Source organism: Microlunatus endophyticus (assembly GCF_014646195.1).
Classification (GTDB): Bacteria; Actinomycetota; Actinomycetes; order Propionibacteriales; family Propionibacteriaceae; genus Microlunatus; species Microlunatus endophyticus.
In genome coordinates, this window is the sequence record NZ_BMMZ01000013.1 from 1 (window position 1) to 14,405 (window position 14,405).

Annotated in this window: 14 protein-coding genes; 8 read left to right on the top strand and 6 right to left on the bottom strand. The window is 69.0% G+C overall.

Annotation, left to right across the window (positions count from 1 at the left end):
• Positions 1–136 precede the first annotated feature (136 nt).
• Entirely contained in the window at positions 137–1,129 is a 993-nt protein-coding gene (locus tag IEY07_RS20005) for an aldo/keto reductase (protein WP_188897181.1), read from the bottom strand.
• Positions 1,130–1,292: 163 nt separating this feature from the next.
• Between IEY07_RS20005 and IEY07_RS20010 the strand changes: the two genes are divergently transcribed.
• Positions 1,293–1,769, top strand: coding sequence for a GAF domain-containing protein (locus IEY07_RS20010; RefSeq protein WP_188897182.1), 477 nt, complete (start codon positions 1,293–1,295; stop codon positions 1,767–1,769).
• Between the two features lie 13 nt (positions 1,770–1,782).
• Here the strand turns inward: IEY07_RS20010 and IEY07_RS24585 are convergent, their stop codons facing one another.
• A complete protein-coding gene (locus IEY07_RS24585) occupies positions 1,783–4,755 on the bottom strand; it encodes a helix-turn-helix transcriptional regulator (protein ID WP_188897183.1) in 2,973 nt (990 codons plus the stop codon).
• A gap of 140 nt (positions 4,756–4,895) precedes the next feature.
• On the opposite strand from IEY07_RS24585, the gene IEY07_RS20020 reads away from it, so the two are divergent.
• Positions 4,896–5,180, top strand: a complete 285-nt coding sequence (locus IEY07_RS20020) for a chorismate mutase (protein WP_268239251.1) — start codon at positions 4,896–4,898, stop codon at positions 5,178–5,180.
• Between the two features lie 17 nt (positions 5,181–5,197).
• Here IEY07_RS20020 and IEY07_RS20025 read toward each other — a convergent pair whose 3' ends face one another.
• Positions 5,198–6,862 (bottom strand): FAD-binding dehydrogenase, encoded by a 1,665-nt coding sequence (locus IEY07_RS20025; protein WP_229670395.1) that lies wholly within the window; start codon positions 6,860–6,862, stop codon positions 5,198–5,200.
• 129 nt (positions 6,863–6,991) lie between these two features.
• Between IEY07_RS20025 and guaA the strand changes: the two genes are divergently transcribed.
• Complete coding sequence (gene guaA / locus IEY07_RS20030) at positions 6,992–8,569, top strand: glutamine-hydrolyzing GMP synthase (protein WP_188897186.1); 1,578 nt, start codon at positions 6,992–6,994, stop codon at positions 8,567–8,569.
• Here the strand turns inward: guaA and IEY07_RS20035 are convergent, their stop codons facing one another.
• The 3 genes from IEY07_RS20035 to IEY07_RS20045 all read right to left on the bottom strand — a co-directional run bounded on the left by IEY07_RS20035 (position 8,570) and on the right by IEY07_RS20045 (position 10,723).
• Positions 8,570–9,106: a PspC domain-containing protein gene (locus IEY07_RS20035; protein ID WP_188897187.1), complete on the bottom strand. Its 537-nt coding sequence runs from the start codon at positions 9,104–9,106 to the stop codon at positions 8,570–8,572. It lies immediately after the preceding gene.
• Positions 9,107–9,179: 73 nt separating this feature from the next.
• The gene (locus IEY07_RS20040) at positions 9,180–9,374 is read right to left on the bottom strand and encodes a hypothetical protein (protein WP_188897188.1); all 195 of its coding nucleotides are present in this window, start codon (positions 9,372–9,374) and stop codon (positions 9,180–9,182) included.
• Complete coding sequence (locus IEY07_RS20045) at positions 9,371–10,723, bottom strand: PspC domain-containing protein (protein WP_188897189.1); 1,353 nt, start codon at positions 10,721–10,723, stop codon at positions 9,371–9,373. Before IEY07_RS20045 ends, IEY07_RS20040 begins: the two co-directional genes overlap by 4 nt.
• 185 nt (positions 10,724–10,908) lie before the next feature.
• Between IEY07_RS20045 and IEY07_RS20050 the strand changes: the two genes are divergently transcribed.
• The 5 genes from IEY07_RS20050 to IEY07_RS20070 all read left to right on the top strand — a co-directional run bounded on the left by IEY07_RS20050 (position 10,909) and on the right by IEY07_RS20070 (position 14,226).
• Positions 10,909–12,306, top strand: a complete 1,398-nt coding sequence (locus tag IEY07_RS20050; RefSeq protein ID WP_373288898.1) for an ATP-binding protein — start codon at positions 10,909–10,911, stop codon at positions 12,304–12,306.
• 8 nt (positions 12,307–12,314) lie between these two features.
• Positions 12,315–13,034 carry a response regulator gene (locus tag IEY07_RS20055; protein WP_188897201.1) on the top strand — a complete coding sequence of 240 codons (720 nt, stop codon included), beginning with the start codon at positions 12,315–12,317 and terminating at the stop codon, positions 13,032–13,034.
• A 40-nt stretch (positions 13,035–13,074) separates the two neighbouring features.
• Positions 13,075–13,338: a GlsB/YeaQ/YmgE family stress response membrane protein gene (locus IEY07_RS20060; protein WP_188897203.1), complete on the top strand. Its 264-nt coding sequence runs from the start codon at positions 13,075–13,077 to the stop codon at positions 13,336–13,338.
• A gap of 80 nt (positions 13,339–13,418) precedes the next feature.
• Positions 13,419–13,769, top strand: a complete 351-nt coding sequence (locus IEY07_RS20065) for a hypothetical protein (protein ID WP_188897205.1) — start codon at positions 13,419–13,421, stop codon at positions 13,767–13,769.
• A 10-nt stretch (positions 13,770–13,779) separates the two neighbouring features.
• Positions 13,780–14,226 (top strand): RrF2 family transcriptional regulator, encoded by a 447-nt coding sequence (locus tag IEY07_RS20070; protein WP_188897207.1) that lies wholly within the window; start codon positions 13,780–13,782, stop codon positions 14,224–14,226.
• Positions 14,227–14,405: the final 179 nt, after the last annotated feature.

Sequence of the window (14,405 nt, forward strand, 5' to 3'; positions counted from 1 at the left end):
GGACCAAACCCGCCGACGAAATCCTGCCTCACGCCACCCGTCAACGAACTTCAGACGCGCGACACTAGCTGCAGCTGGTGCGGACTTCGGCAGGTGGTGCGGCTGTGCCCAGGAAGGAGGGCAGTGAGGGGTGGGTTCAGCGGGCGGCGTCGCCCAGCCGGTAATCGCGGGTGGCCTCGTCCAGCTTGGCGAGCAGGTCGGCGTCGAGGGTGACGTCGGCTGCGGCAAGGGACGCGTCGAGCTGCTCCGGCCGGCTGGCGCCGATGATCGGCGAGGTGACGGCGGGCTGGGCCAGCACCCAGGAGACGGCCAGTGTCACCAGCTCCAGATCCGCCTCGCCGGCCAGTGCCGACAGCTGTTCGACGGTGTCAAACTCGCGCTCGTGCCAGTACCGGTTCTGGTAGTTGGCGGCGGCGTTGCCGAGCGTGAACCGGGAACCCTCGGGCGGGGGCGCCTGGCGGTCATGCTTGCCCGACAGCAGCCCACCGGCGATCGGGTTGTAGGGGATCACTCCGACACCCTCCTGGAGAGCCAGCGGCAGCAACTCCCGCTCGATCTGGCGGAACAGCAGGTTGTAGCGCGGCTGCACCGAGTCGAATCGGACCAGCCCGAGGGCCTCACTGCGGCCGATCGCCCGCGCCATCCGATAGGCCAGGAAATTCGAGCAGCCGACATAGCGCACCTTGCCCTGCCGGACCAGGTCGTCGAGGGCCTGCAGCGTCTCGTCCAGCGGTGTCTCGCGGTCGTCGCTGTGCAACTGGTAGAGATCGATGTAGTCGGTCTGCAACCTTCGCAGTGAGTCCTCGACCGCCGACATGATGTGCTTGCGGGAGGCGCCCTGGTCCCACGGGTTCGGGCCCATCTGGCCGACGCACTTGGTGGCCAGGATGAAGTTGTCCCGCCTGCCCTTGAGCCAGTTGCCGACGATCTCCTCGGTGCGGCCCTTGAGCTCGAGTTCGCTGCCGAGCGGGTAGACGTCGGCGGTGTCGAAGAAGTCGACCCCGCCCTCGGCCGCCGCGTCCATGATCGAGAAGGCCGTCGACTCGTCGCTCTGCAAACCGAAGGTCATCGTTCCCAGGCACAGCCGCGAGACCAGCAGTCCGGTTCGTCCAAGGCGTACGTGATCCATGATCGGGATGCTACTCAGCGCCGATCCGGCCGGGGCGCGACCCCGGCCCGCTCGGAACCCGGGCCCGACTCTTGCGGGCCCGACCAGCCGAGCCGGACAATGGTGTCCCTTGAGGGTCACGATCATTCGATGCGCGGGGGAACCAGTGAATCCCTATGCGGCCTTGGACACCGCCACTTCGGTGCTCGATGTCGCCGACACCGTCCGGCAACTCGCCCGGCGCACCACGGGTGCGGACGGGGCGACTTTCGTCGTGCGCGAGGATCGGCACTGCTTCTACGTGGACGAGGACGCGATCTCGCCGCTCTGGAAGGGGCAGCGGTTTCCGATCGAGACCTGCATCTCGGGCTGGGCGATGCTGCACAGCGAGCCGGCTGTGATTCCCAATACCGGCGTCGACGAGCGGATCCCGCAAGCGGCGTATCGACCTACCTTCGTGAAGAGTCTGGTGATGATGCCCGTCGGTCAGCCGCAACCGGTTGCTGCGATCGGCATCTACTGGGCGCGGATCCACACCGCAACAGCGACCGAGCTGGCCGCCGTCGCCGACCTGGCCGCACGCACCGCGACGGCACTGCAGCGGGTCGGCCTCGCCGGTGCACCCTGGGCGCCGAACTTCAAACTCGACCGATCATCCTGACCCGCCGCCAGATTCAGCCGAGCAGTCCCTGGCGACGAGCGATCGCGACCGCCTCGGTCCGGCTGTCGGCGCCGAGTTTGGCCATGATGTTGGAGACATGCACGCTGGCGGTCTTGGTGCTGATCACCAGCCGGCATCCGATCTCCCGGTTGCTCAACCCCTCGGCGACGAGATCCAGGACCTCCCGCTCCCGCGCGGTGAGCGGGTTGCGATCCGACGGGCGGGGAGCGGCGGCTCCTCGTACGCCCAAGGTGGCCAGTTCTGCCTCCAGCGGCCGAGCACCGAGCCGGGCGGCGACCTGAGCGGCATCGGCGATCAACTCCGCCGCCTCCTGCCGGTCGTCGTGGTCGCCGTCGCGCAGCACGGCTGCGAGCCGGATCCGCGACCGGGTCGACTCGAGCAGGTGCGGATATTCGGTGAAACCCTGCACCGCGGCCCGCCAGGCGGCGACCTGGTCGGCGTACTCGACGGCCTGGCCGGTGGCTGACCGGAAGCGCAACTCCTCGGCCCGCACCCGAGCGAGCCAGGCGTACGCCTCCGGTCCCGGCGTCCGCATCGTCAGGAAGGAGTCCATGGCAGTGGTCGCGGCGGCCACCGCATCCTCGGCACGCGCCGCCAGCGGCGCGATGTCACGGCTCGCCCGCGCGGCCATGGTCAGCACGTCCAGCAGCACCCCGGACATCCGCAGCTGTCCGATGAACGTGCCGCCGTAGGCGCGTTCGGTGGCGGCCACCAGCTCGTCGTAGAGTCCCAGCGCCGCGTCGAAGCCGCCGGTGAATGCGTACAACTCGACAGCCGGCACCGAGTTGATGATCGTCATCGCGTCATAGGGCCACCAGCGCCGGAGCCGGGGCAGCAGCGCGAAGCCACTGGGGTCGCCCCGACCGGCGCGCACCGCCAGGATCCCGAGGTCCAGATTGGCGCGGCTGAGGTCCGGGACCTGTTCGTCGCCGGCCGACAACTCCAGGCTGCGATCCCATTCGCCGAGCGCGAAGGCCGTCTGTGCTGCCATCACCGCGGAGTCCAGACCGTGTGGTGACCATCGACGGCCGATGGTGGTGGCCCGCTCAGCACCGCGTTCGAAGGCGGCCAGGGCATCGGCCAGCCGGCCCTGCTCGAAGCGGATCGTGCCCAACTGGTCGGTTGCCCGCACCTCGGTCCCGGCGTCCCCGTCGGCGACCGCGTTCGCCAACACCCGCTCGGTCTCCTGGATCGAGGACTCCGGGTCGCCCAGCCGCTGTTTGATCCTGGCCAGCAGGATCGTCTGGTGCGCGACCGTACGATGCAGGCCGAGCTCGCGAGCCAGCGCGGTCGCCCGCCGGGAAGCCTCGATCGCGTCGCTGTAGCGGCCGCGGCTCATGAACGACCGCGCCCGGGTCGCCAGGATCTTGCAGTAGAGCTCCCGGTCGCGCTCCGGATCGACGAGATCGAGGGCCTCGGTCAGCAGCGTCCGTTCGTCGAGGTCGTAGTCGCTGTAGAGCAGTGAGGCGGCCAGCGCCTGCAGCAGGGCGGCCCGGACCGCGCCGGCCACCGCAGGCCCGTCGGACAGCCGGTCCCGGAGCAGGTCGATCGACTGGTCGAGATGGCCCGCGGTCTCGGCCGCGTCGGCAGCCTTGATGGTCAGCGACACCAGTGCCGCGGCCTGGTCGTCGACCCCGGGGATCGGGTTGGTCTCGGCCAACCGCAACGCGTTGCGATAATGCCGCAGCGCGTCGTCCGGGCCACCGACGCGCAGTGCCTCGTCGCCCGCCTCGATACTGGCGCGGATCGTGGTCGCGATGTCATGTGCGGACCGGGCATGCCGGGCCCGCTCGGCGGCGGTCCCGCCGATTCCCGGCCGGGACAGGGCCTGCACGTAGCGGGCATGGAAGCGGACCCGTTCACCCGGGAGCAGATCGTCGTAGACCGCCTCGGCCAGTAGCGCATGCCGGAATGCGTACCCGTCGCTCCGGCCGACCAGCACCTGTCCCTCGACGGCGCTGCGGATCGCCTGGTCCAGCTCGTCGGTGGGCAGCTCGGCCACGGCGGCCAGCAGTTCGTGCCCGACCTGGCGACCGGCCACGGCGGCGACCCGGACCACCTGCACGGCCGTCTCGGTGAGCGCGTCCAGCCGGACCAGCAGCAACCCGGCCAGATCCGACGGCACCGTGCCGCGGACGTCGGCGGCCGCCGCCAGCTCCTCGGCGAAGAAGGCGTTCCCGTCGGCCCGCCGCACGACGCTGTCCAACTCGCCGTCCTGCAGCTCGGGCCGCAGCCCCAAGACCATCTGCTGCAACTCGCCGTCGGACAGCCGGGGTAGGTCGATCCGCTCGAGTTGGTCCAGCCGCGACCAGTTGGCCAGCACCGCACGGAGCGGGTGGCTGCGGACCAGGTCGTCGGTCCGGTACGACATCACCAGGCAGACGGGATGCTCGAACCGGCGGGCCAGCAGATAGGTCAGCAGGTCCCGGCTGGACGGGTCCGACCAGTGCAGGTCCTCGATCATCACGACCAGCCCGCCGTCGGCGGCCAGCCGGTCGAAGGCTCGTGCCACCGCGTCGAAGAGCTCGGTCCGGCCGACATGCCCGGTCGGTTCGGCCGGCTCGTCGGGATCGTCGGGCAGGGCTCGCTCGGAGGGCAGCAACCGGCGGATCGCACGATGCCGGTGGGCGATCGCAGACATCTCGCTCGCCGCCTCGGCCTGCAACCGGCCGAAGATCTCGGTGAACGGCAGATACGGCAGCGTGGCGTCACCGAAGTCCAGACAGTGACCGATCGCCAGTCGGCGGTCCGATGATCCGACCAGCCGGCCGAGCTCGGTGAGCAACCGGGTCTTGCCGATGCCGGCGTCCCCGGCCACCAGCACATGCCGCAGTGCGCCGCTGGGTCCTGCCGCCGATCCCGGGCCGGTCAGGTCCAGCGCACGGGTCAGCCGCTCCAACTCCGCAGTCCGTCCGACCAGGGTCGACGCTGTCGGGGAGCGCGCGCTCAGCAGTTCCGTCGGCACCCGTCCATTCTCCCCGATGGCACTGACACTCCGCCCCCGAATTCCCGGCCGCCGGCTCGGATCCGCTGCGGGCAGAAGATCGCGGGCCGGATAGGCTTCGCGCTGTGGCTAAGGGTGTGCAGGCGGATGTGCAGGCAGGTGTGCAGGCCGAGTTGCATCGGCTCCGGTTGAGTATCGACAACATGGATGCTGCCCTGGTGCACCTGCTGGCCGAGCGGTTCAAGATCACCCAGGAGGTCGGTGAGCTGAAGGCCGCCAACGGCCTGCCGCCGGCCGATCCGGAGCGCGAGGTCCAGCAGATCGCCCGGCTGCGGGCGCTGGCCAGCGAATCCCATCTCGATCCCGAGTTCGCGGAGAAGTTCCTCAACTTCATCGTCGCCGAGGTGGTACGTCACCACGAGGCGATCGCCAACCGCGCCGGCTGATCCGACAACCCCGGGACTCAGCCCACGGCCGCGGCTGCCGCCTGGCCGGCGACCCGGCCCGAGAACAGGCAGCCACCCAGGAACGTGCCCTCCAGCGACCGATAGCCGTGGACGCCGCCGCCGCCGAAACCGGAGACCTCACCGGCGGCGTACACACCTGGCAGCGGGCTGCCGTCGGCCGTCAGCACCCTGCCGTCCAGATCGGTCTCCAATCCGCCGAGGGTCTTGCGGGTCAGCACGTGCAGGCGTACGGCCACCAGCGGGCCACCGGTGCCGGCGATCCCGGCTCCGGGTCGACGCGGATCGAGGTAGGGGTGCGGTGTGGCCACCCGGGAGAGTCGGTCGCCGAGGTAGCGCCGGGCCGCGGCGGTCGCGGTGACCTGCGGATCCTTGCCGAGCCCGGAGACCACCTGCTGGTCCCGCAACTCGATCAGCTGCCGCAACCGGTCGGCGTCGATGTGGTCGGTGCCGGTCAGCTTGTTCATCCTGGCGACCAGGTCGTCCACACTGCCGGCCGTGACGAAGTCCGCACCGCGCCGCAGGAAGGCCTGCACCTCGGGGGTCGGGCCCGGCCGGACCCGGGTGGACAACTGCCTGATGTCCTTGCCGGTCAGGTCGGCGTTCTGTTCCGATCCGGAGAGCGCGAGTTCCTTGCCGACCGTCTCCAGGTCCAGGACGAACCAGGAGTGGTCGTCGCCCCGGCTGGTGATGTGCCGCAGCGCCCCGAGGGCGTCGAATCCCGGGTAGAGCGGGAAGGGCAGCCGCTCGCCGTGGGCGTCGACCCACAGCGCGGAAGGGCCGGGCAGGATCCGGATGCCGTGCTCGGTCCAGATCGGTGCATGGTTGATCACTCCCTCGGGGTAGTGCCACATCCGGGTGCGGTTGATCACCCGGCCGCCGGCCTGCTCGGCGACCTGCAGCATCGAGCCGTCGACGAAGTCCGGCACGCCGATGATCATCTTCTCGGGCGGCCGGCCCCAGTCGGCCGGCCAGTACTTGCGGACAAGATCGACATTGCCGCCGATGCCGCCGGAACTGATGATCACCGCCGACGCGGAGAACGAGAAGTCGCGGGCGACCCCGTCCGGGCTGCGAGCACCCCGCGGCACCGTGCTGGCCAGCAGCACCTGACCGTTGACTCGTACGCCATCGGGGCCGGTCTCGAGGCCGGAAACCTTGTGTCGGTTGAGAATCCGGACCCGGTCGTTGCCCCGGATCCGATCCAGGAACGGTTGCACCAGAGCCGGTCCGGTGCCCCAGGTGATGTGGAAGCGCGGTACCGAGTTGCCGTGCCCCGGGATCGGACCGCCGCCCCGCTCGGCCCACTGGACCACCGGGAACCAGCGCACCCCGAGGCCGTACAGCCAGCTGCGCAGCTCGCCGGAGGCGAAGGACACGTACGCCTCCGCCCAGCGCCGCGGCCAGTAGTCCGACGGCGAGTCGAAACCGGCCGATCCCATCCAATCCGCCAGCGCCAGTGCCGCGGAGTCCTTGACCCGCATCCGTCGCTGTTCCGGGGTATCGACCATGAAGAGCCCGCCGAAGGACCAGTAGGCCTGGCCGCCGAGCGACTGCGCCGGCTCCCCGTCCAGCAGGATCACCGACCGGCCGGCAGCAGCCAGCTCCGCGGTGGCGACCAGACCTGACAGCCCTGCCCCGATGACGATGACGTCGGCGTCCATGAGCACGGCTTACCAGTCGCTAGCATCCGGCGCAACGGTTGAAGGGATCGCGGCGTCGTCCCGGTAGACTTCAGACCCAACCACCCCCGAGAGCCCAGAGGGTTGCCCGACGATCATGACCATTCCCGCATGAGCAGCCAGAGCCAGACCGCCGACGACCACGATCTGGTGATCGTCGTGGACTACGGCGCGCAATACGCGCAGCTGATCGCCCGCCGGGTGCGCGAGGCCAAGGTCTACTCCGAGATCATGCCGCATTCGGCGACTGTCGCCGAGGTCCTGGCGCGCAAGCCCAAGGCGGTCATCCTGTCGGGCGGCCCGGCTTCGGTATACACGCCCGGAGCGCCGCAGGTCGACGCGGATCTGTTCGACGCCGGTGTGCCGGTCTTCGGCATCTGCTACGGCTTCCAGGCGATGGCCAAGGCGCTCGGCGGCGAGGTCGCCCGCACGGGCGGCAGCGAATTCGGCCGCACCGACCTGCGGGTCGGCGATCACGGCCGGTTGCTCGCCGGGTTGCCCGACCAGTTGCGGGTCTGGATGAGCCACGGCGATTCGGTGGTCTCAGCGCCGCAAGGTTTCGCGGCACTGGCCGGTACCGACGGTGCCCCGATCGCGGCCTTCGAGGATCTCGGCCGCGGGCTGGCCGGTGTCCAGTGGCATCCGGAGGTGCTGCACACCCAGGCCGGTCAGCAGGTCCTTGAGCAGTTCCTCTATGACGTCGCGGGCGCCCGGCCGACCTGGACCGCGGCCAACATCGTCGAGGAATCGGTCGCCGCGATCCGTGCGCAGGTGGGGGACAAGCGGGTCATCTGCGGGCTGTCCGGCGGTGTCGATTCCGCCGTCGCCGCGGCCCTGGTACAGCGCGCGATCGGTGATCAACTGACCTGTGTCTTTGTTGATCATGGTTTGCTGCGCAGGGGCGAGGCGCAGCAGGTGGAGAAGGACTTCGTTGCTGCGACGGGTGTCGATCTCAAGGTTTTCGATGCCAGGAAGCAATTCCTCGCCGCCTTGGCCGAGGTGACCGACCCGGAGCGCAAGCGCAAGATCATCGGCAAGGAGTTCATCGACTCGTTCGAACAGGCCGCCCGGGAGATCGTCGGCTCCAGCGAGGAGTCGGTCGAATTCCTGGTGCAGGGCACCCTGTATCCGGATGTCGTCGAGTCCGGCGGCGGCGAGGGGGCGGCCAACATCAAGAGCCACCATAACGTCGGCGGCCTCCCGGATGATCTTCAGTTCAAGCTGATCGAACCGCTGCGGACCCTCTTCAAGGACGAGGTCCGGGCTGTCGGCGAGGAGCTGGGACTGCCGGCCGACCTGGTCTGGCGGCACCCGTTCCCGGGCCCCGGGCTGGCGATCCGGATCATCGGGGCGGTCACCCAGGAACGCCTGGACATCCTCCGCGAGGCCGATGCGATCGTCCGTGCCGAGGTCACCGCGGCCGGGCTGGACCGCGACATCTGGCAGTTCCCGGTGGTGCTGCTGGCTGATGTCCGTTCGGTCGGCGTCCAGGGCGACGGCCGGACGTACGGCCATCCGGTGGTGCTGCGACCGGTGACCAGCGAGGACGCCATGACCGCGGACTGGGGCCGGTTGCCGTACGACCTGCTGGAGCGGATCAGCTCCAAGATCACCAATCAGGTGCGGGAGATCAACCGGGTCACCCTGGACATCACCAGCAAGCCGCCGGCAACCATCGAGTGGGAGTGATCAGCTCGTCGGCTGATCGCTCTGACCGCTGTCTTTCTGATCACTGTCGGCAGGCGGCGGCGTGCTCGGTCCGCTGCTCGGCTGCGTCGGGTGCTTGGCCCGGCTGAAAAGGTCCTCCGCGCTCTGCCGCGGCGGTTGCGGTGCCGAGGTGTCGACGGTCTCGTCCTGGTTCGGTCGCCACGGCGGACCCGCCGGACCCCACACGGTGTCGGAGTGCGGCTGCGGCGCGCGGTCCTGACCGGACTGCCAGGGTTGCTGCTGCCCGGGTTGCCAACCGGACTGCTGCCACGGGTAGCGGGGCGCCGGGCCGAGGGATCCGGGCCGCTGGGTGTCGGCCTCGGGGATCAGCAACATCATCAGCAGGTAGATCGCGGCGACCGGTACCGCGGCCGTGACCAGGGCGATGATCACCACGCCCACCCGGACCAGGGTCGCGTCCATGTTCAGGTATTCGGCGAGGCCCCCGCAGACGCCGCCGATCCAGCGATCGTTGCGGCTGCGCCGCAATCGCCGAGGCTGATGGGCCGGATAACTCATGATCATGCCTTCCTGGTGTGTGGTTGCTACGAGTTCAAGATCAGCGGTCCGTTGGCTCAGGATCGCGGCTGACTCAGGAGCGCGGTCGGGCGGCGACCAGGCCGATGATTCCGATCAGCACGAGGACCAGCGGCGCCGCGATCCGCAGCGTGGACCATTCGATGGTGCCACCGAAGGAGAGCCAGAGGCCGCCCAGCGCCAGGATCGTCGCCATCAGGCCGAGAATCACCGACACCGCGTCGGGGCGCCGCTTCATCGGCGTATTCATCGGCGTACCTCCAGTTCTCCGTCGCCGACGGACAACCTGACCGTGAAGACCGGTCCCTTGGAGCCGGCCGGGGCCGGCTCGGTCAGGACCAGGTCGGGCCCGGTTCTGATGGACTGCTGGTCATTTCCGGTCTTCAGCATTCCGTTGTCGACCCGGGCGGTCAACGCGGTCGTGACGTCCGGTGGGAGATCGACGACCAACCGCCCCTTGTCCACCGACGCGCTGTAGGTCACCGACCGGTCCGGTCTGAGGGTGCTCAGATCGACGGTCAGCTGCCCGGTCCGCAGGTGATCGGCGGCCGGCAGCTGCTTCAGCGAGCCGTACGTCCGCTGTTGGACCCCGATGTCGCCGGCGAAGGAGGTGTTGTTCTGCCCGATCAGGGTCAGCACCATCGCCACGGCGACCACGACAGTGGCGAATGCCAGCCCGCGCGGCCGGCCGATCCGGGCACCGATCAGCAGCGTGATCCCGAAGACCAACAACGCCGCCGAGAGGTACACCGAGGCCGTGATCGGCAATCCCAGCACCGACAGCACACCCAGGCCCGTCATGGTCAACCCGAGCACGATCACCGACATCAGTCCCAGCCGCCGGGCGGCGCGCCGGCGCAGCCGCCGTTCGGTCGTCAGCCGGTCGATCGCACTGTCCGGTGCCGGTTCGGAATACAGGCCGACCGGGTCCGGGTCCGCAAGGAACGCCTCATGATCAAAATCCCGATCCGGGGCAGCAGTCGCCGCGCCCGCGCGGGGCTCGGCGTAGGCGAAGGTCCCCCACGAGGACGGCTGGTGGCGTACGGACGGTTCGCGGGTTGTCTGCTGACGGACCGACTGCTCCCGCAGCTGCGCCTGTTGGTAGTCGGCGATCCGCTGTTGCCAGGCGCGCGCCGCCTCGGTGAACGCGGTCGGCTCGCCCGGGAACTCGGCGAATCGCAGCTGCTGTTGTTGCGGTTGGTCGCGCTCGGCGCGGTGCTGGTCGCGGTTGCGGTAGTAGCCGAAATACCAGATCGCGGCCACCACCAGGGCCGCGGTGAAGCTGAAGGGCACCAGCCAGGACAGCGCGACGGCGCCGATGATGCAGGCGACTACGACGATTCCGATCTTGACCTCGCGCGACCAGCCGGCCGTCTGCGGCACCCACTCCTCGAGCTGGGACTTGTCCTTGTCCTCGAGTGGGACCATCAGCCAGCCGGCGGCGTACAGGACGATACCGACGCCGCCGCCCAGAGCGAGCACCGCGAAGCCGACCCGGACCAGCATCGGGTCGACATTCCAATCGGCGGCAAGACCGCCCGCCAGCCCGCTGACCTTGTGGTCGGTCGCGCTGCGGCGGACAGTCCAGATCGAACTCATGACACCAATAGTGGAACGCCGACGGCGCCAGCACTATCAGGGACGACCCCCAGCCGTCGTGGATTCCGACCCCATGGACTCCGGTGCCGTAGAGACCGGCGGGGAACCGATTCAGGGTTCCGCTGCGGGCTAACCCTGCTGCCCGCCGCCGCAGAACGTGCAACTCTGGATACATCATGGTTTCCGTGGGCTCTGCACGGCGGTCCGGTTCCGAGCTGGAACCCGGATCTGACCAGTTGCGCCCCCAGAATCCCGAGCGGTCACAGCGTGACCCTGCTGCCGAGCCGGACTCCGTCCCGGACCGGGTGCTGCGGACCGCAGCCCGCAAGGCCGAGGAGTCCGCCCCGAAGCCACGCAAGGCGACCCGGGTCAGCGACGGTGCCCTGCTCGGCGGTGTCTGCACCGGCCTGGCCCGGCATCTCGGCTGGCCGGTGATGGTGTTGCGGATCGGATTCGTCGCCCTGGCGCTGACCCAGTTCCTCGGCGTGATCGCCTACGCGGCGCTGTGGCTGTTGATGCCGCCGGAGAACAAGACCGCCGCTCCCGGACTCGAGGCGCACAGCCGGCAGGGCCTGCGGCAGGTGCCGCACCTGCGGTTCCGCCGCGGCGGCGATCTGGGGGTGCTGCTGGCATTGGCCGTGCTCGGCGCCGGGCTGGTCTGGTTGCTGCAGATGACCGGGTTGGGGATCCGGCAGCAGGTCTTCTGGCCGGTCGCGTTCGCCTGCGCCGGCGCCGCGCTGGTCTGGCGACAGGCCGACACGGCCCGGCAGAACCAGTGGAAGAAGGATGCCGGCGGCCGGGTCTGGCTGGCACCGCTGGTAGCGCGTGGCGGCTGGCCGGCGATCGTCCGGGTGGTCATCGGTCTGGCGCTGGTGGGTGCGGCGTTCGGCATCGTGATCGCCCAGCAGAACCAGATCCAGCAACTGCCCGACGTGCTCGCGATGACCGTGCTGGCGCTGGCCGGGCTGGCGATCGTCGCCGCACCCTGGCTCTACCGGTCCCGGACCGCCCTCAACGAGGCACGTACGGCGAAGGTCCGGGCGGATGCCCGGGCGGATATGGCCGCCCATCTGCATGATTCGGTGCTCCAGACGCTGGCGCTGATCCAGCGCCAGTCCGACGATCCCAAAGAGGTCCAGCGACTGGCCCGCCGGCAGGAGCGCGAGCTGCGCACCTGGCTCTACGGCGAGGAGGTCGCCGAGGAGACCCTGAAGGCCGCACTGACGAACGCGGCGGCCGAGATCGAGGACGAGCGCGGGATCCCGGTCGAGTTGATCATGGTCGGCGACTGCGAGCTCACCGAGCGGCTGCAGGCGGTCATCCGCGCTGCCCGCGAGGCGATCGTCAACGCCGCCAAACATTCCGGAGCGGACAAGATCGACGTGTATGCCGAGGTCTCCGAGGACGACGTCGAGGTCTTCGTCCGGGACCGGGGCAAGGGATTTGATCAAGAAACCATCGACGACGACCGGATGGGGGTGAAGGGCAGCATCATCGGTCGGATGAACCGGCACGGTGGCAGCGCCCGGATCCGCAGCGCACCCGGCGAAGGAACCGAAGTACGACTGGAGATGCGGATATGAGTGGGGACATGACACAGGACCAGAACCAGCCGGACACACTCGGCCGGCCCTCCGAGGCAGCCGAGGACACGGCTGATCCGCGGTCGAACAAACCCCGCAGCGTGGTGATCGTCGATGATCACGCGATGTTCCGCAGCGGCGTACGGCACGAGATCGGCACCCGATGCCGGGTTCTCGGCGAGGCCGAGGATGTCGACGCCGCGGTCCAGGTGATCCTGCGGACCAACCCCGACGTGGTGCTGCTGGATGTGCACCTACCCGGCGGCGGCGGTACCGAGGTGCTGACCCGGGTGCACCAGAAGAATCCCGATCAGAAGTTCCTGGCGCTGTCGGTCTCGGATGCCGCCGAGGACGTGATCGGCGTGATCCGTGCCGGTGCCCGGGGTTATGTCACCAAGTCGATCAGCGGACCGGAATTGATCGACGCGATCCGCCGGGTCGCCGAGGGGGACGCGGTGTTCTCGCCGCGACTGGCCGGATTCGTCCTGGACGCATTCTCCGGGGCGATCGACATCGCCAGCGTCGACGAGGACCTGGACCGGCTGTCCCCGCGGGAACGTGAAGTGATGCGATTGATCGCCCGCGGGTACGCCTACAAAGAGGTGGCCAAGGAACTGTTCATCTCGATCAAGACGGTGGAGACCCACGTCAGCAGCGTGCTGCGCAAGCTGCAGCTCTCCAACCGCCACCAGTTGACCAGATGGGCGACCGATCGCCGGCTGGTTTGAACGATCTCGGCGGCCGTGAACCGGCCGGAAGGAGTTGGTCATGAGCATCTTGGGAACGATCATCGCCGGCTTGGTGGTCGGTGTGCTGGCCCGGGTCGTACTACCCGGCCGGCAGGCGTACGGATGGATCGTCACCATCCTGCTGGGCATCGCGGGTGCGCTGATCGGCTACTGGCTTGCCGACCAGTTGGGTGTCGCCCAGACCCGGGGCATCGATTGGATCCGATGGATTCTCAGCGTGGCGGTGGCTGCGGTGCTGAGCGTGATCTTCAGCGCGATCACCAAGCGCAGGAAGGCCGCTTGACCGGCTTGCGGTCCCTGGCTCCATGGCCGTGGTCGTCGCGCCTGCGCCGGATGCGGCCGGGTGACTGCTAGTTTGCGGCCATGGAGCTGCTCGACGAGATCGTCCTGCTGCTGCATCTGATCGGCTTTGCTGCGCTCTTCGGCGGGATCCTGGTGCAGATCAGGGTGCGCGAGCCGGAGATCAACGCCGCGATGTTGCACGGCTCGTACACCATGCTGGTCACCGGGCTCGCGCTGGCGGTGTTCCTCAAGGCCGGTTTGGTCATCGGCGATATCAACCTGCCGCAGCTGGTGATCAAGCTCGTGATCTCGGCGATCATCACCTTCCTGGTGATCATCAACCGCCGGTTCACCTCGATCCCGCGGGGTTTGTGGACCCTGTTGGGTGTGCTCACGCTGGGTAACGCGGCTGTGGCCGTGCTGTGGCAGTAATCTTCTGTCGATGAGACTTTCAGCGCGCGTGGACTACGCCCTCCGGGCTGCCGCCGAGCTGGCAGCTGCGGGCGGACCTCGCACGCTCGACCAGCTGGCAGCGGCCCAGGAGATTCCGGCCAAGTATCTGGAGAGCATCCTGGGCGAGATGCGCCGGGGCGGCATTCTGCGCAGCCAACGCGGTCCCGACGGGGGCTATCGCCTCGGCCGACCGGCCGAGGACATCAGCATCGCCGACATCATCCGGGTTCTCGACGGCGAGCTCGCCAATGTGCGTGGCAGCCGTCCGGAGAATCTGGAGTACACCGGCGCCGCCGTCCCGCTGCAGCAGGTCTGGATCGCGCTGCGGGCCAGCGAACGTTCGATCCTCGAACAGGTCACCCTCGCCAACATCGCCAGCGCGAACATGCCGCAGGCCGTCGCCGATCTGATCGCCTCACCCGCCGCCTGGCTGTGAGATTGGGGGGCCGAGCTCCCCGACCCCCACGTTCACGGGCGGCGACGTGCGTTCTCGCTTCGCCTCGGTCCGGCTCTTTTAGCCCTCGCTTCCCGCCCATGCGCTCGCTTCCCGTGCCCGGGAAGCGAGCGAATGTTGGGGAAGCGAGAAACGTACGAAGTGAAGCGAGGTCGGAGCAG